Source organism: Endozoicomonas sp. (assembly GCF_965196975.1).
Classification (GTDB): Bacteria; Pseudomonadota; Gammaproteobacteria; order Pseudomonadales; family Endozoicomonadaceae; genus Endozoicomonas.
Genome location: NZ_OZ239981.1, coordinates 4,090,296 through 4,107,206, shown reverse-complemented (window position 1 = coordinate 4,107,206; position 16,911 = coordinate 4,090,296). Strand labels below are relative to the sequence as shown.

Sequence of the window (16,911 nt, the reverse complement as noted above, 5' to 3'; positions counted from 1 at the left end):
TGCACTTGCTGGTTGGCTGGAAGAAAACCAGATGGCATCTGGCAGCAGGATGAATTGAACAATGACGCCTGAACAGCGAAAACTACTGGATGAGCTGGAACCTGACCATCACCTGTCGTTAGACCCGAAGCGAAAGGTATGGCGTGTGTATGCCTATGGTACAACGCATCAGTTCGCTGCCAACAAACTCGGTGGTATCGAACCGGCAAAAGCGACGGCAAAGGCCTTTCGTGACAGCCTGCCTGCCGAAGCTTTTGAGCTGAAGAAGCCGTTGCTGGAGCAGGCGAGATCAAAGGCTGTTGGTGTCCGTAAATGCACCAATTCTATTGGCGTTACCTACTGGCGAGCAGACTGGGTCGAACTTGATCCGACTGACCCGCTGGGTCAACGGATAAAGAAAAAAAGCAAGTATTTTTCCATTCAGGAATATGGTGACAAAGAAGCCTACAATAGGGCGGTCAAGTACCGTGAAAGGGCGATCTTTGAACTGGGTGTGGTCGGGTGAAACTGACAGACAGCTTCTTGAAAATCGGTAACTGTAAGGTCAAGTCTGAACTTCTACGCTTTAGAAAGGCAGTTTATCATCAAAATCATCAAAAATGCCGTTTGGATCTGGAGTAATAATATAATTAAATTTCTGCTTATTAGGATTGGGTGCTCTCTCAATTTGATAACTGACTCATAGGTTAGCTTCAACCTTTCCAGTCATGAACTCAGACCAAAGTTGTTCCCAGCGCCCCTTACTCTGGATCAGTGCTCTTGTTGTCAAAAGCACTTCCGCTCCTGTTGCTTTCCACCTCATTCCAGAACCACATAATCGTTGCTTTACCAGAGTCTTACAAGCCGCTTCAGTAACTCCTGAACCTATTGGCCAATGGCGTTTAAGCGCCTGATGATAATTCATTAACTGGTGATTGTTTGTAAAATAGCTCACAGCTTTGTAGCGCTTCTCTGTCAGTGCGATTGTCTTTTTCGGGAGCTCGGCTGATTCAATTTCCTGAAGGATTTTTTTGGCTGCTCCACGCTTGTTTTTCAAACTATGTAGCCTGTCTTCAAGCCACTGGTGTCGCTTCGCCTTACTGGTTGGAAACAGTGCTTCCGCTGCTCCAGCTAAATATTCAGATGCATGATAAAAATCGAGTATCTGCCCAGAGGTATGTTGTTTCAAATAACTCCAGTTTTCTCTAGCCCCGTCAGCTACCCCGATGTATGTGGCATTTGGGTAGAGTCGTTTTAGATCTGCAATCTCCTCGTCGAGCTTGCTCATAAAGCTTTGTTTACCATACTCTGGCGAACTGGCTGTATATATCGTGTGGAGCCTGTCTCCATCTGCAGAATATAGGCTCAATGTCCCACACATGGCTTCCCTCCAGCCTTCTTCACAAAGCAGCATGCAGGTTCCATCCAGACCAATGGCTATTGTTTCAACAGGCTCTTTTAGTGGAGGAAGGTGGTAGTGAGTGTCTTGCTGGTCTTCAATTAATGCACCTACTCTGTCCGATAAATGCTTGATATAAGAATTTGAAAGCGTCCTTTGATGGTTGGTCTCAAAATCTTCTTTTACCGCAGGCGCTGGCATCTGGCTGTATTTCCAGGCGATAGACTTGGCAAATTTGGGGGTAGCTGAACCAATAATACCGGCACGAAGATCAAGTGCTGCCAGAGTACTGCCACCTCTGACACCCTGATATACGGAGCGCTCCAAAGGTATACGACCGTATAAGGTTTCATAGTGCTTAAGAACCTTTCCTTTGTAGTTCCACTTCTGCTGATTAACGACGATAGGTTCTTTATTGGGTGATTCAAATAGCCCCAATAACTCTTTTGTTCCAAGCTGCCCGGCTTCATTGAGTGCACGCTGTAAACTATCTTCAAGATTCAGCATGTTGCCTGAATCTATAGAAACTTCAATTTGCAAAACGATGCTTTTGGTAGAGCTGGAAATAACAGAAGCGGGCATGACAGTTAACTATTATGAGTGGTGTTCCCATAGTAGCTGTGAAAATAGAGCACTATTGTTTCAATCATTCAGAGAGAGCACCCTTTTAATATTCAAGGCATGACAAAATTCAGCAATAGCCGCATCTGTCTGTTCAATGTCTTTATCCAGATCTGTTATCTGCTTTGAGAGAGAAGCGAGATCAATTGGAGCTTCTTCCTCAAAGGTGTCAACATAACGAGGTATATTAAGATTAAATTCGTTTTCTTCCACTTCTGTTAATGGAGCAACATAGGCGAATTTGTCAACCGTTTCACGGCTTTTATAATTATCAAATATTCGTTTGATGTCTTCATCCCGAAGATAGTTCTGATTTGTTCCCTTGCCAAAGTATGCACTTGAATCAATAAACAGAATGTTACCGCTATTTTCGCCGGTCAATGTACGTTGTTTCTTCAGCACCAGAATACAGGTCGGGATCTCTGTGCCGTAAAAAATGTTTTTGGGTAAGCCAATGATGGCATCAATATAGTTACGATTTTCAACCAAAAACCGTCGAATATGGCTTTCCGCAGCTCCACGAAATAGAACCCCATGGGGTAAAACTACTGCCATCGTACCATTGTCGTCCAGCTGATGAATCATATGCTGAACAAAGGCAAAGTCAGCTTTTCCCTTGGGTGCCAGTTTGCCATAGTCCGCAAAACGTTCATCGGTCAAATGCAGAGGGTTTGCACTCCAGTTGGCAGAAAATGGCGGATTGGCCACCACCGCTTCAAACCGCTCCTCTTTATGATGAGGATACTCAAGGGTATCGTCCTGCTGAATATCAAACTGACTGAAATGAACCCCGTGAAGAATCATATTCATTCGGGCAAGGTTGTAAGTGGTCGGGTTGGATTCCTGTCCGTAAAAATGCCCAACCGTTTTGACCTCTCTGGCCACTCGGAGTAACAAAGAGCCAGAACCACAAGTTGGGTCATAAACGCTTTTCAGACGATCCTTGCCATGAGTGACAATCTTTGCCAGAAGCGTAGAAACCGCTTGCGGGGTGTAGAACTCACCGGCTGACTTACCGGCACCACTGGCAAACTGCCCGATCAGATACTCATAGGCATCACCCAACACATCAATTTCGGTATTTTCCAGCTGAAAGTCGATGGCATCCAGATGGGCCAATACTCTGGCAATCAGTGCATTTTTCGCTTCAGCGGTTTTGCCCAGTTTATTGGAGCTGAGGTCAATATCATCAAACAGCCCGGTAAAGTCGTCTTCACTGGCCGCACCCATAGTGCTCTGTTCGATGTGTTTCAGGATCTCCTGTAAATCTTCAATAATAAAGTTATCCCGCTCCTGCTGACCTTTGGCGGCAAGGGCACTGAACAGCTCATTGGGTTCCAGGTAGTAGCCCAAAGTATCAAGGCAGTCTTCCCGTACATCACTGAGGACCTCGGCATCCTCCGCACTGGCGGGATCAAGCTTCTCAAAAAACAGTCCATCCTCTTTAAGGATTTCATTAGCATGCAGGTGAATTTTCTCGGAGAGGTATTTGTAGAAAATAAAGCCGAGGATGTAATCCCGAAATTCATCAGCACCCATATTGCCACGAAGACTGTTAGCAATATTCCATAATTGACGCTGAAGGGTTTGCTTGTGTTGTTCAGACATAAGTTGATTCAGTAGTGATTAGTAGGTGTATCCATCGTATTCACAAAAGCTATCAAGATAAGCAGTAATACGGTGGTTTGACCAGTTCATGGCTTTGGCATAGACATAGTTTCTGGCGATATAACTGGCGAGATCATCATGAGACAAGGCCACCCATTCAGGCTCGTCTTCGTAGTCAATTTCATCAGTCTGCAAGGAGATTGCCACCAGTTCATATTGCTGTAGTTCTTCAAGGTAGCCCTCAATCAAGCTGCAGACTGTATGATCGTATGCACCCCAATAGTAGGACTCATCCCCCTGAACCTGGACACAAATTTCATCCCATGTGGTCTTGAGGGTCGATTGATCGCCAGACAGCAGGTCTTTTCTTTTTTGTAATAGCCTGATGACTTTTTGACTAATCTTTTCGCAGAGGTAATTAGCCAGTTCACTGGTAACCCGTTCACTAATATTCATGGTGTGGTACTAAAAGAAAGACCAGCATTGATTCGCAAAGACGCTACCGCCCGTGGATTTTACCGTTACCTGCGATTGAGGCCGGGGAGCATGGGTCCAGATAGCTCGAAAAGAAATTTTTGGAAGTCAATCATTGTACGCATCTAAGGTGAAAGGGGGTAGTCGTGTATTTGCGAAGTACTGATTAGAAAAAATTTCACTTTTTGGTTTGCATGCGACACAACTCGTCGCAGGGGTGTTTTATGATGGGTTTCTGAGCTGAGAAAGCGATGCGGGAGAGCATTGAGGTGTGCTTTCTATCGTACATCCATGTTATGGAGCCTGACAATAAGATGAATAAGCGGCAAACCTCGCTGGAGACCACCATTCTCATTATTGAGCTGCTGAAGCGAATCCCCAAAAGCTGGTGGATAACTGCCCTGGAGCTTAAGCAGCAGTTGGCTGAGATCGGGTTGGATCGGGATATCCACACTATTCAGCGGCATATGAAGTCTCTGGTAGAGAGCAATCACTTCCCTATTGATATGGATGATCGCAGTAAGCCTTATGGTTACCGGTGGAACCAGCAGGCGGTAGGCTTTACAGTGAACTCTTTGAGTATTCAGGAGTCGCTGATCCTGCAAATGGCGCACAAGACCTTGAAGAATCTGCTGCCCAGCAGCCTGATGGATTCCATGTCTGGCTTTTTTGAAGAGGCCAACCGAAATATCAGCCATACCCAGGATCCAACGAAAGAGGTTCAGTGGTTATCAAAAGTGGTTGTGGCACCAGAGACGCAACCATTATTGCCACCAGAGCTTAATTCAGGAGTGTTTAACCAGGTTAGCTGTGCTCTTTATAACAACTGCTGGTTGGAACTTACCTACAGGAATGCGGGTGGTGATGTAAAAGAGAAATCGATCATGCCACTTGGGTTGGCTCAACAAGGGCCACGGTTGTATTTGGTCTGTCGTTTCAAGGGGTATGAGGATGATCGAATTCTCGCTTTGCACAGGATGATCTCAGCCCGCTCTACATCGCTGTCGTTTGAGCGCCCCGTTGACTTCGATCTGAAGCAATACAGCGATGATGCCAGGTTCACCTTCGGGGAAGGTCGAAAAGTGAAGCTGTCTTTTCGCATCAAAAAAGACGCAGGGCTCCATATTCTGGAATCCCGCCTATCAGAGGATCAAACCTACAGGGAGCATGAGGACTGTTATGAGATCAGTGCCAGCGTTGTGGATTCACGGCAGCTCGAATGGTGGCTGAACGGCTTTGGTGAGGATGCCTGGGGTATCTCTTACCAGGCAGTTGATGAAGAAGCGGCTTAATTTCGGGCTTAAACACATAACAACACGGACGACGTTATGATGGTGGAAAATATCCAGAAGTACTTTCAACACTTTGGAGTAAACCCTGAGGTTCAGCAGGTAAACCTGGCCCCTATGCCCATCGCAATTCAGCGGTTGGATATTCCGGTAGATCGAGATAACAGCTACAAAACTTCTGCTGATTATCTTCTCAATCTTCATGAGCAGGATTTTGATGATTTGCACTATGTGCTTGGCATCGTGTCCAGCCACTGCTTCTTTGGCAAAGCGGTGATCCGTGTCGGCAGTAAATACTATGATCCAACCGATACCAATAGAAGCTTTACTCTCCCGAAAGCCCCATTCGTCAGTATTTACGAAATGCCAGTGAATGACCTGAAGGACTTTATGGTGGACAACAATAATGAGCTGCCAACGGTACTGAACTTGAAGGTAGTGGAGATGCTGAGCCAAAAGTAAGGCTATTATACAGTCAGGGTTTGGTTTTTGAGAGAGCATCTGAAGCAAGTTCAAACCCTGCTGTACTCTAGTTTTTAAAATATTTTCAATAGATCAATGGGTTATAAGTAATTTTATTGTTGCTTGTATCTTTGCCAGCGGGATGTAATTCAATATATTTCCCTCCGCTATTTCCTGGCGGAGGCCTGAGCCTCTGGAAGTTAACTTTGTTTGATCGCCAGGGGCTTACCTTTAAGTCCAGCATGAAATATCAAAATAACTGTTGGTCTGTGTCCCGGGTTAAACCCTTTATGCCATTGGTTTACCACATCGGCATATGCCTCTCCTTCCAGTAAGTGCACTTCTTTTCTTCCATCCTCACTTTGAAATACCAGCTCACCGCTCAATATAACCCCCGCATTGATAACAGGGTGGGTATGTAATGAGACCTGACCAGAAGGGGGAACCACAATTTTTACGACTTCAACTTCAGGCTGGCCTGAGCCATATTCCGGTAACAGGGAACCGTCCCAACTTGTACTGGTTAACAGCAATTCTTTCGCCTGAATGTCATTCATAACCAGCACCCTATTAAGTGATATCAGGCTTAATCATAGCTAGGGGTGTTTAGGTATGTTGGGTACTCAATAAAGAATCATTCTCAATTGTCGGTGCGCCGTGCTCTGTAGCGTGCTCGATAAGTTCCTACCCCTTTCAGTAATTGCCTCAAACCCGGCAAAAAATTGATCTGTGTCAATCGGTTATTGATTGACCTGCTCGTATTATCAGCGCCATTTCACCAGTTCATTATTTAAACAGAGATGCATTTTGTAAGGGTGCATTTCAACACTACTTGGTTATGTGCTGGTTCCCGGTTTTAGTGATAACGGTAAAATAAATGAAGAAACTTCTCGATAGTGCGCTGTCGTCTGTCATCAAACGAAGAACCTTTATGAAGTGGGGCACTGCTGCGGGCAGTGCCGCTGTTGTCGCTGGCAATGCTCTTCCTCTGAAAGCCATGGCATCTGATTCAGTGCAGGAAAAAACCGCTGAAGAAAAGGTGACCTGGTCTGCCTGTATGGTGAACTGTGGCAGCCGCTGTCCTGTTCAGGTTCATACCAAAGATGGCGTTATCACCCATGTTGAGTCTGATAACCGAGGCGATGACGTATACGGTGATCATCAGATCCGTGCCTGTCTTCGTGGCCGCTCCATCAAACAGCGGGTATACAATCCTGATCGTCTGAAATACCCAATGAAGCGAGTTGGCAAGCGTGGTGAAGGCCGCTTTGAGCGCATCAGTTGGGATGAGGCGCTGGATACCATAGCTAAACAGTTAAAGTACACCATCGACACTTACGGTAACGATGCGATCTATTACCAGTATGGTTCCGGTACTCAGGGCTATAAAACTGATGGTCCTTTTGCCTCCAAGCGCCTGCTGAATATGCTGGGTGGCTTTTTGCCTTACTACGGTAACTACAGCTGGGGACAGATTCAATTTGCTCTGCCATTTACTTACGGCGGTGGACGTCCAGCAGCATTCGGTAGTTTCACCAGCGAAATTGCTAACGCAGAACTGCTGGTCATGTTTGGTTACAACCCTGCAGAAACCCGCATGAGTGGTGGTGGTGAAATCTACGAGCACATTAACTCTGTGAACAGCAAGAATGTTCGCACCATCATCATTGACCCTCGTTATACCGACACCATGCTGGGCAAAGAATCCGAGTGGATTCCAATCCGCCCGGGAACTGATGCCGCCCTGGTAGAAGCGATGGCGTGGGTACTGATCAACGAGAAGATGGTGGATGAAGCGTTCCTCGAGAAATTCTGCGTTGGTTATGATGAAAAAACACTGCCAGCCAGTGCGCCGAAGAATGGCCACTACAAAGCGCATATTCTGGGTCAGGGTGCTGATGGCGTTGAGAAAACGCCAGAGTGGGCTGCAAAAATCACCGGCATCCCAGCGAAGAAAATCATTCAGCTGGCTCGTGAAATTGGTAATGCCAAGCCGGCTTACATCATTCAGGGTACCGGTATTCAGCGTCAGGCCAACGGTGAGCAGGCAAGCCGTGCCATCTGTATGCTGCCAATTCTGACCGGTAATATCGGCCTTGCTGGTACCAATACGGGCGAAATGCCTGGGAACTTCGGCTTCCCTGTGAAAACTCTGCCGGTTGGTACCAACCCGATCAAGACGACGATTCCATTCTTCAAATGGAGTGATGCGATTTGGCGGCACGCTGAGATGACTGATAAGACGGATGGCCTGCAGGGCGGAACTTCACTGAAGAACCCGATCAAGTTTATCTGGCAATATGCGGGCAATATCACGGTTAACCAGCACTCTGATATCAACCGGACAAAAGAGATCCTGTCCGATGAGAGTCTGTGCGAGTTCATTCTGGTGTTCGAAAACCATATGACGCCGACCGCACGGTTTGCTGACATTCTGCTGCCGGACATCACCACCATCGAAAATTATGAAGTGGCAAGCAACGGTTATGCATCAGGAAGTCTGGGTGCAGTGATTCCTCTGGTACCAGCGATTGCTCCGATGTATGAGTGCCGCAGTGCATATGACATCTGTGCAGGTATTGCCAAACGCTTTGGTCTGGAAGAGCAGTACACAGAAGGCAAAACCCATGAACAGTGGGTAGCAGAACTCTATGAGCAGATGCGTGAAGAGCAGCCTCAGGTTCCAATACTGGAAGATCTGCGTCGCGATGGCCCATACAAGCAGCTGGCACCAAAGAACATTCGCATTGCTCTGGAAGGTTTCCGCAAGGACCCAGTGAAGAACCCTCTGGGTACGCCATCCGGAAAAATCGAGATCTACTCCGAACAACTGGCGACCATCGCTGCAGAATGGGAACTGCCAGAAGGTGATGTAGTGACACCACTGCCTCAGTATGTCACGACCTGGGAGAGCCATCTGGATCCGCTGACTGAGAAGTACCCGCTGCAGCTGATTGGTTATCACACTAAGGGCCGTGTGCATTCCACATATCATAACGTAGCTTTCCTGCGCGAAGCAGTAACCGATGCCGTGTGGATGAACCCTGCCGATGCAGAAGCACGTGGAATCAAAGATGGTGACATGCTGAAAGTCTGGAATGACCGTGGTGAGACCCGAGTCCCGGCTAAAGTCAGCCCTCGTATTATGCCGGGCGTTGCCGCTCTGGCGGAAGGTGCCTGGTACACACCGGGTAAAGACGGGGTTGATCGCGGTGGCTCATTCAACGTACTGACGACTCAGCGTAATACGCCGCTGTCCAAAGGTAACCCGATGCACACCAATCTGGTTGAAATTGCCAAGGCATAACAGGATAGGAATAAAGTTCGATGACTCAACTTGGATTTTATGTCGACACGGCCAAGTGTACGGGCTGCAAAACCTGTCAGCTGTCGTGCAAAGATGAAAACGATCTTAAGGTCGGTGTGAACTGGCGCCGGGTCTATGAGTACGGTGGCGGTAGCTGGATTCAGAACGAAGACGGTACTTACGCTCAGGACGTGTTTGCTTATTACACGTCCATCAGCTGTAACCACTGCGCCAAGCCTGCCTGTACCAAGGCCTGCCCAACCGGTGCCATGCACAAGCGTGACAAGGATGGTCTGGTGGTTGTGGACGCCGATGTCTGTGTTGGCTGCCGTTACTGCGAAATGGCCTGCCCATACGGCGCACCTCAGTTTGATGCAGAGAAGAAAGTCATGACCAAGTGTGATGGCTGCTTCGATCGCGTTGAGCAGGGTAAGATGCCGATCTGTATCGAATCCTGCCCGCTGCGTGCCCTGGATTTTGGTCCCATCGAAGAACTGCGTGCCAAGTACGGAACGGAAGCGGACATCGCGCCACTGCCAGACTCTTCACTGACCGAGCCATCGCTGGTGATGAAGGCGAGCCGTCATGCCAAACCTTCCGGTGATAAGACCGGACGCATCATGAACACACGGGAGGTGTAACCATGCACGAGTTGCCACTGGTATTTTTTACGGTTCTGGCACAGGGAACCGTTGGCCTGTTCCTGGTACTGGCCTGCCTGTTGATGGCGAACAGCGATGCGAATCGTCAGCAGCTGTTGAATAAACTGCTGATGGTGGTTCTGGTGCTGCTGGGCATCTCCGGTGCTGCGGCCATGACCCACCTGGGTCAGCCACTGCGTGCCATAAATGTGATCTTTGGTCTGGAGCACCTCTCTGCACTGAGTGTTGAGATCATGACCACCTCCCTGTTCGGTGGTGCTGTTTTCACCTATGTGGCCATGGTGCACTTCGGTATCCTGCCAAAGCTTCAGAAGCTGGTACTGGTTGGCGCCATGGGTCTGGGCGTTCTGTTACTGCTGGCCATTGCCAATGTGTACACGCTGGCGACAGTGCCGGCCTGGAACAGCGGCTGGACCATCTTCCAGTTTGTGATGACCGCTTTCGTGGTGGGTATCCCTGCAGCAGCACTGATGCTGAGAAGTCAGTCGGCTACTCTGGGTGCGTTCCAGAAAAACACAGATCGTGCGCTGGCTACCCTGGGCTTCATCACCCTGGGTCTGGTACTGGTGGGTTACCCACTGTACCTGTTCTGGCTGGGTCAGGTTGACCTGCCTGCCAACCCGCTGGGTCTATTTGACTACCACGGTAGTCTGATGCTGGCCCGCCTTGGCCTGCTGTTTGCCGGCCTGGGGATCTGGGTGGTTGCTGCTACTCGTGGCAATAACTCAGCGGTTGGCCTGGCGGCCGTGAGCACAGTCCTGGTACTGACGGCTGAACTGTGTGGTCGTATTTTCTTCTACGACCTGCATATGTTTGCCAGCGGAATGTGAGAATTTATATTCCATGGCCTAACTACTTTTAGGGCCATGGAATAAAACCTTCCTTCCAATAATCACTACGCTTTCCTGCATTTTCTCGAGGTGTTGTTCGTTTTCTTGGGCTCGCTTCTGGATCTATGTCTTGCCTATCTTCTTCTGGTTGACTCATTGATTGTTCAAGTAAAAGCTTTTTTACCTGTGTCATAAACTCTGTGATATCGGAAGAAGCAGATTCATTGGATTCATTCTCAATAAATTTTGTATTAAGGATTTTCGTCAATCTTTCACACTGCACTTTCAGTTTTTCTTTTAGCTTATGCGATTTTTCTCTGTTTTTATCCAAGTGTGATTGATGATCCAAGTATTGATTCTTAGACTTTTTTCTTTTCTTCGTATCGAGAGTAGGTGAAGTGTATACAAGATCAGAAGTTTTTACTCCACTACATAATTGAGCTAAAACTGATAAGTACACTTCTTTGCTGTAAACTTTTGGAAATGATATACCAAAAGAATTCTGCAATGTAGCATCCAGGCTTTGCATCACTTCTGTTGATCGGGATAGAGCCATAAAGGCATCAGAAAGTGTTTTCTCTTTTTCTATGGACTCTACCTGTGATGTATCCTCAGACTCATCGATAGTAAATCGTGATTCTTCCGTTTGAGCTGGTTTAGCAGGTAAGCATCTTTTCTTCCTAGCTGGCTCTTCTGAATCTTCTACGCGGGAAGATATTGGGTGGCTGATTCCAGGATGCAACTCAGGTATTTCTTGAGGAGCAGTTGTTTGTACCTGGGTTGTATCTGTTTGAGTTTCTTGAGAAACAGTGGTTTGTGCTTGGGCTGTATCTGTTTGAGTTTCTTGAGAAACCGTTGTTTGTACTTGGGCTGTATCTGTTTGAGTTTCTTGAGAAGCAGTGGTTTGTGTCTGGGCTGTATCTGTTTGGTTTTTTTGATCAGTCATATCAGTAGGGTGATTACTTTTTATCAGATTATCCTTTAGTTCTGATAAAACCTTTTTAATTTCTTCTAAGTTAGTACTGTTTGACTGCTGTTTGTATTTGATGTCGGATATTTCAGAGATGATTCTATTTAATTCCTGCTGGGTAGGCGGGTATGGGGTTTCCGATCTTATTCCACCAATAGCTTCAGTATTTTGTTCTTCAAATGAAAAGGGATCCGGTGTGGATAAGCCTGGTTCAGGTTCATGAGATAATCCTTCCGTTCTACTTTTCATGGTTTCTAGAACGGTTGCGAATTGTTTTTCAATTTTATCGAAACGTTCCTCAATACTTCCTTTGGTACTTGGGTTTGCTGATGTAATTGCCGTTTGGCTGGTAATGTTGATTGCTGGAGATCTAACGGTTTCAGGTAATGTCGTTTGTAGCGAATGATGGTGGGATGAACTTGAAATGGGAAGACCATGTTGAAAGGTTGAAGTTCTGCTAGGCATACATGATGATGCTGTTTGCCAAGCTTGATTTTGATGAGTTTCAGTGCTGGTTGAACTTTCTGATGCTGATACTCTGGGTTGGTACATAACTTCCGGAAGTGCCTGGTCAATCGGCGGATGCGATGGAAAACCGAGATTTGACACGGTAGAAGGCTTGTCAGGTATTATTGGGGCAGACTGTAATGTTGCTGGTTTTAATCCAACCGGTAGCCCCCAAGATGATGCTGCATTGCTGGTGTATAAATCTGTAAGCTCCGAGGAAGTTGATTCCTGAGCAGGAGGGTAGTACTGCATAAGATTGGAAGGTGTACCGGTACTACTTTCATGACAACTACCGGAAGTGATTTTTCTGGATAGGGCGCTTTGCATTTGACAGGGCTGACCAGCCGTTCCTGCTGAGTGGGTAACAACCCTTAAATGACCTTGTGCATTATGCCAATAAGATTGGTTGTTAGTTTGAGGGGGCTGTAAGGCCAGTGAGGACTTTGAGAGGGGGGGGGGATTTTGATGTGCATCGTAAAGTTTTACAGCGCTATCTTGAGGGGTGGTTCTGAATTGCTGATTCATACTTTGAGGTGGAATTCTTTGAGGAATTAATGCACCAAAATGTTGTAAGCCTTGATTTGAAAAGCATGTTTGCGAGTCAAATTGGTTTTGAAGTTGAATGACTTCTTCTACTTGCTGACACCTGCGAGTAAAAACGACAGGATTTCCTTGACTTGGTTCAGTAGTAAATGTATTGGGTTGGGTGAGTTGGGGCTGTGAAGGTGGATTTGGATTATAAATCGATGAATTAAACATGCTTTATAAAACCTGCTTTTAATAAATCTGTCATTAGAAGACCATTTAAATAACCATAAGTTCAAAATCCTATTTGAATAGACTGTTCCTATTAGAAATAGTTTGATGTCTATGTATTTTTTGTAACTATTCAGCACCCAGCAAAGGCGTATTGTTGTAATTTCGAACCGCTTTAAGAAGCGCCTGAAATATGTTCAACCCCTGCTTTTTAGCAGATGATAAATAGCTTCGGATTCGGGTAAACATGGTACCTCCGTCTTCGCTTCTGAAGCAGCCTGAGATCTTCTGCTTAAGTTTGGCCATCCTGGCATCACGTTCACTGCCATTGTTATCGAAGGGAATTGAAAAGTCCGACATGAAGCGCAACGTTTCAACCTTAAACTCAATAAGCCTTTTGAACAGGTTGTAGGCCTTGGTATTCCTGACCTTCTTACGTCCAAGCACCTGTCGTTGTTTTTCCATATAAGCGGTTTCCTTCGTGAGAGCCCTTTGAAGGATTTGGTCGTATATCGTCTCAATGCGAAGCTGTATTGCACCAGGCATTTGAGTCAGACCGGCTGCTTTGTATTTCTTGCAGAAGTGCCAGGAGAGCGTAAGCAATTTCATCAGCCGCAGAGCCAGCTTATTCGCATCCCTATCGACAACTCCCTGAAGCTCTCTCAGATGATGGGCATTACAAAGCACATGCACTGCCGCATAGGCAAAGTAGGACTTCCAATGATCGTGAACCAGAATGCCTGCAAAAGTCAGCAGGATGCCCATTGCATCCATTGCTTCACAACCTCGCCTTTCTGAGAGGTAGTAAAGCGTCCATTGGTCATCTCGCATAATGTGTAACCACCACAGTGAACCGTCAACCCGCATGCCAGTTTCATCCGCTCCTGCAACCGGACTTTCTTGTAAAGCATCGCGGATACTCTGCTCAGTAGAGGCCAGGTTCTCATGGGTATAGGCAACAAAATTGGCAACAGAGCCTGCGCTGACACTCATGCAATAAATAGTATTGAAATACTCAGACACCCGGTGATATGGGATGAAGTGATACTGGTTTAAATGAACAGCCATTGCCTGAGTCACTTCTCCGTATTGAGCAGCGGCTTTCACTCCTTGGGGAAACTCAGCGGTGTTCCGTTTACCACAAGGACATACTTTAACGTCTGCCCAGTACGCGGTAACTTCAAATTCTCCGGGTCTACCTGGATCAAAAACCTGTCGCTCAATGTATTTGGTGGGTTTAATATCGATAAGCGAAGACTGGCAACAGCAACATTTTTCAACCTTCAGATGCCTGACATAATCGGGTAAGGCGACACGTCTCAAACAAGAGCCTTGATGACCTTTCTGGCCACCTGGTTTATTGCCTGAAGATGGTCTAAGGCTTTTGGGGTTCGGTGTTTCCTGTGAGGAGCAGGGGGCTTCTTTGGAAGATGTATCACCTTTATCACTCCCTTTTTTACTGGGCTTTTGATAACCATCTGACGATGGTGGCTTACTACTGTTTTGACTGTTTTTATTAACCCTTTCTTCCAGTTCGCTGCAACGTTCCCGTAAAAGCGCATTCTCGGTCCGAAGCTCTTCATTCTCTTTAAGGAGAGCTTCGGTAAACGGAGTAGCTGGGAAGTCTGGTTCCATACTGGAGATTTGTTAGAAAAATTGAGTATAAGATGATGGTCGAAAAATCAGAAAATTCCAGATTTATATGAAGGGTGCTGAATAGTTACTATTTTTTAACTCTTCTTAAACTACGAAAAGATAGTAACTCTGGTTGAGGCCAAACATTATTTTATTCTAATTTACTGTCTGGCCTTTTTTAAGAGTATCAATTAGAAGTTTACTGTAATTCTGCTTTATCAGTCAGTTTTGGTATACATGTTTTCCACCCTAATTCTATCTGTATTTTTTCAGCCATTGCCTGTGCTGCTTCTGTTTCACCATGAGTAACAAATACCTGTTTAGGTGGTGTTTTGATACTGCCTAACCACTGAATGATCTGACTACTGTCAGCATGGGCGGAAAAAGCATCAAAATGTTTGATCCGGGCTTTTACCGGAATATTCTGACCGTGGATTTTAATGCTGGTTGCACCACTCACCAGTTTTTCTCCGCGAGTTCCCATGGCCTGATAGCCCACAAACATAACCGTGTTGCGATGATTGGGCAGAATGTGTTTCAAATGATGCAGAACACGTCCTCCACTGGCCATTCCACTGGCTGACACAATAATTCCGGGGAAGGTTTGGTTAGCCAGAGCCATGGACTCTTCAACGGTACGAACGTAGTGCGTCATGCTGTCTATTTTACGACAATCGTCTTTAGTGAGGCGATGCTTCTCATGGAAGCGGTGAAAGACTTCAGTGGCTTTTATGGCCATCGGGCTGTTGAGATAGACCGGTAGTTTAGGAATCCTGTTCTCTGCTCTCAGGCGCTCCAGAAGGTGAAGAATCATCTGGGCGCGACCCACGGCAAATGCAGGGATCAGCACTGTCCCTCCCGCCGCTGCCGTTTCATTAATGGCTTTTGCCATCGCCTCGGCTGCATCCATCTCTTCATGGATCCGGTCACCATAAGTGGATTCGACCACCAGGTAGTCTGCCCGTTTTAAGGATTCCGGTGGATACATGATGAGATCGTCCGGCCTGCCTACATCGCCACTGAAGGCCAGCATATGACTGCCATCAAATACTTCAATAGAGGCAGCCCCCAGAATATGGCCTGCGGGTCGGAAGCGTATGCTCAGATCGGGCAGGATTTTATGTATCTGGCCAAATGAACAGGGTTTCAGCTGTTTGAGTGCCCTCAAGGCATCCTGCTCGGTATAAAGGGGGTGTGGAGGGTTATGTTTGGAGTATCCGTGTTTTGCAGCATGCCGGGCATCCTCTTCCTGCAGAAAGCCAGAATCAGGCAGGAGAATCTTGCATAGCTCACAGGTTCCGGGCGTGGCATAGACTGGCCCGGTGAATCCCTCTTTAACCAGCAGGGGCAGGTAACCACTGTGATCCAGGTGCGCATGGGTGAGTACAATGGCATCCAGCTCATCGTACGAGACAGGCAGGGGCTGGCGGTTCATCAGACGGTAATGCTTTACGCCCTGGTAGAGGCCGCAGTCGACCAGTATCTTCCGGTTATCCGTCTCTACCAGATATTTTGAGCCAGTGACCGTGCCGGCTGCACCCAGAAATTGAAGCTTCATGACTTCTCTCCCCTATCCACAGACTCATTACTATCGGAGCAGATTTTTATTATGTTGACGATGTCCTGTATCAATAAGTTATCGGAAAAGATCTTAATTTCTACGCTTTTTGTATGATGGATAAGCGTGCTTGATTCTGGGCTTAAAAATGGAAGTCCAATCCAAAGAATAAGGTTGTGCCTTGATATCTGTGGGGTAAATTGTCATAGCGTAAATCGACAGTGAATCCGAGAGAAGTGAAGGGGTGGATCTCTGTACCAATACCAATGTATGGGCGCAGGCCGGAGTAGTTATGAGCTTTTTGGTAGTGACGATCACCACTGGACTGAATTTCAGGTGAGTACTCTGTCAGTTTCGCATAACCCAGGCCTCCATGCAGGTATGTAGTCCATGATGGCAGCAGCTCATAGTCTGCTCTGGCTCCCAGGTAGTAGCTGTTGAAGTCTGCAATAGTGATCGAAGGGCTAGCATCGATTGGTGTTAAAATGGCTTCAGACAGAAGGGTCGCAAAGGGAAGGGAGCCTGTTGTAAGAATACCGCCTTCAAGGGAGTAATGAGATGAGAGTGTGTGGGTGTAGTCAAATTGTAATCCCACAAGAAAGTCGCTTCCGCTATCTGCATAACCACCTCTTATCGCCCCCATACCATAACGCATCCCGACAGTCTGAGGTTGTGCATCTGCAGGTAGTAAGGTCAACGCGAGCAGTAGGTAGAGTGTTACTCTCATGGTATTTCTTATTATCCTTTCTAATTAATTTTTTCTTAGTTAGAACCTCTTTTGACCAGAGAAAGAGGAAATAGTTTTATCGAGGAAGGCAGGCTATATATGAGTTGCTAAAGGTTCCTGTTAATCA

At 46.7% G+C, this 16,911-nt stretch carries 14 protein-coding genes; 6 read left to right on the top strand and 8 right to left on the bottom strand.

All coding sequences use genetic code 11. The features are described from left to right. Window positions 1-61 precede the first annotated feature (61 nt). Window positions 62-505, top strand: a complete 444-nt coding sequence (locus ACOCLE_RS18470) for a hypothetical protein (RefSeq protein ID WP_419533700.1) — start codon at window positions 62-64, stop codon at window positions 503-505. Between the two features lie 174 nt (window positions 506-679). On the opposite strand, the gene ACOCLE_RS18465 is transcribed toward ACOCLE_RS18470, so the two are convergent. From ACOCLE_RS18465 to ACOCLE_RS18455, 3 genes are read right to left on the bottom strand one after another with little or no spacing between them, the layout of a single operon-like run. Next, the gene (locus tag ACOCLE_RS18465) at window positions 680-1,960 is read right to left on the bottom strand and encodes an ISKra4 family transposase (protein ID WP_419532972.1); all 1,281 of its coding nucleotides are present in this window, start codon (window positions 1,958-1,960) and stop codon (window positions 680-682) included. 60 nt (window positions 1,961-2,020) lie between these two features. Continuing rightward, window positions 2,021-3,607, bottom strand: coding sequence for a type I restriction-modification system subunit M (locus ACOCLE_RS18460; protein ID WP_419533699.1), 1,587 nt, complete (start codon window positions 3,605-3,607; stop codon window positions 2,021-2,023). Window positions 3,608-3,625: 18 nt separating this feature from the next. Then, window positions 3,626-4,063 carry a hypothetical protein gene (locus ACOCLE_RS18455; RefSeq protein WP_419533698.1) on the bottom strand — a complete coding sequence of 146 codons (438 nt, stop codon included), beginning with the start codon at window positions 4,061-4,063 and terminating at the stop codon, window positions 3,626-3,628. Window positions 4,064-4,395: 332 nt separating this feature from the next. Between ACOCLE_RS18455 and ACOCLE_RS18450 the strand changes: the two genes are divergently transcribed. Both ACOCLE_RS18450 and ACOCLE_RS18445 read left to right on the top strand, forming a co-directional pair. Further along, a complete protein-coding gene (locus ACOCLE_RS18450) occupies window positions 4,396-5,373 on the top strand; it encodes a helix-turn-helix transcriptional regulator (RefSeq protein ID WP_419533697.1) in 978 nt (325 codons plus the stop codon). Window positions 5,374-5,487: 114 nt separating this feature from the next. Continuing rightward, on the top strand, window positions 5,488-5,832 hold the full coding sequence (locus ACOCLE_RS18445; protein ID WP_419533696.1) for a hypothetical protein: 345 nt from the start codon (window positions 5,488-5,490) through the stop codon (window positions 5,830-5,832). A 200-nt stretch (window positions 5,833-6,032) separates the two neighbouring features. Here ACOCLE_RS18445 and ACOCLE_RS18440 read toward each other — a convergent pair whose 3' ends face one another. Next, complete coding sequence (locus ACOCLE_RS18440; RefSeq protein WP_419533695.1) at window positions 6,033-6,389, bottom strand: cupin domain-containing protein; 357 nt, start codon at window positions 6,387-6,389, stop codon at window positions 6,033-6,035. 320 nt (window positions 6,390-6,709) lie between these two features. Here ACOCLE_RS18440 and ACOCLE_RS18435 point away from each other — a divergent pair, with 320 nt between their 5' ends. From ACOCLE_RS18435 to ACOCLE_RS18425, 3 genes are read left to right on the top strand one after another with little or no spacing between them, the layout of a single operon-like run. Further along, window positions 6,710-9,139 (top strand): DMSO/selenate family reductase complex A subunit, encoded by a 2,430-nt coding sequence (locus ACOCLE_RS18435; RefSeq protein ID WP_419533694.1) that lies wholly within the window; start codon window positions 6,710-6,712, stop codon window positions 9,137-9,139. A gap of 20 nt (window positions 9,140-9,159) precedes the next feature. Continuing rightward, a complete protein-coding gene (locus ACOCLE_RS18430; protein WP_419533693.1) occupies window positions 9,160-9,780 on the top strand; it encodes a DMSO/selenate family reductase complex B subunit in 621 nt (206 codons plus the stop codon). 2 nt (window positions 9,781-9,782) lie between these two features. Further along, on the top strand, window positions 9,783-10,631 hold the full coding sequence (locus ACOCLE_RS18425) for a dimethyl sulfoxide reductase anchor subunit family protein (protein WP_419533692.1): 849 nt from the start codon (window positions 9,783-9,785) through the stop codon (window positions 10,629-10,631). Window positions 10,632-10,659: 28 nt separating this feature from the next. On the opposite strand, the gene ACOCLE_RS18420 is transcribed toward ACOCLE_RS18425, so the two are convergent. The 4 genes from ACOCLE_RS18420 to ACOCLE_RS18405 all read right to left on the bottom strand — a co-directional run bounded on the left by ACOCLE_RS18420 (window position 10,660) and on the right by ACOCLE_RS18405 (window position 16,784). Beyond that, a complete protein-coding gene (locus ACOCLE_RS18420) occupies window positions 10,660-12,867 on the bottom strand; it encodes a hypothetical protein (protein WP_419533691.1) in 2,208 nt (735 codons plus the stop codon). A gap of 126 nt (window positions 12,868-12,993) precedes the next feature. Continuing rightward, complete coding sequence (gene tnpC, locus ACOCLE_RS18415) at window positions 12,994-14,499, bottom strand: IS66 family transposase (protein ID WP_419532963.1); 1,506 nt, start codon at window positions 14,497-14,499, stop codon at window positions 12,994-12,996. Window positions 14,500-14,698: 199 nt separating this feature from the next. After that, the gene (locus tag ACOCLE_RS18410; RefSeq protein ID WP_419533690.1) at window positions 14,699-16,057 is read right to left on the bottom strand and encodes an MBL fold metallo-hydrolase RNA specificity domain-containing protein; all 1,359 of its coding nucleotides are present in this window, start codon (window positions 16,055-16,057) and stop codon (window positions 14,699-14,701) included. Between the two features lie 142 nt (window positions 16,058-16,199). Then, complete coding sequence (locus ACOCLE_RS18405; RefSeq protein ID WP_419533689.1) at window positions 16,200-16,784, bottom strand: hypothetical protein; 585 nt, start codon at window positions 16,782-16,784, stop codon at window positions 16,200-16,202. Between the last annotated feature and the right edge of the window lie 127 nt (window positions 16,785-16,911).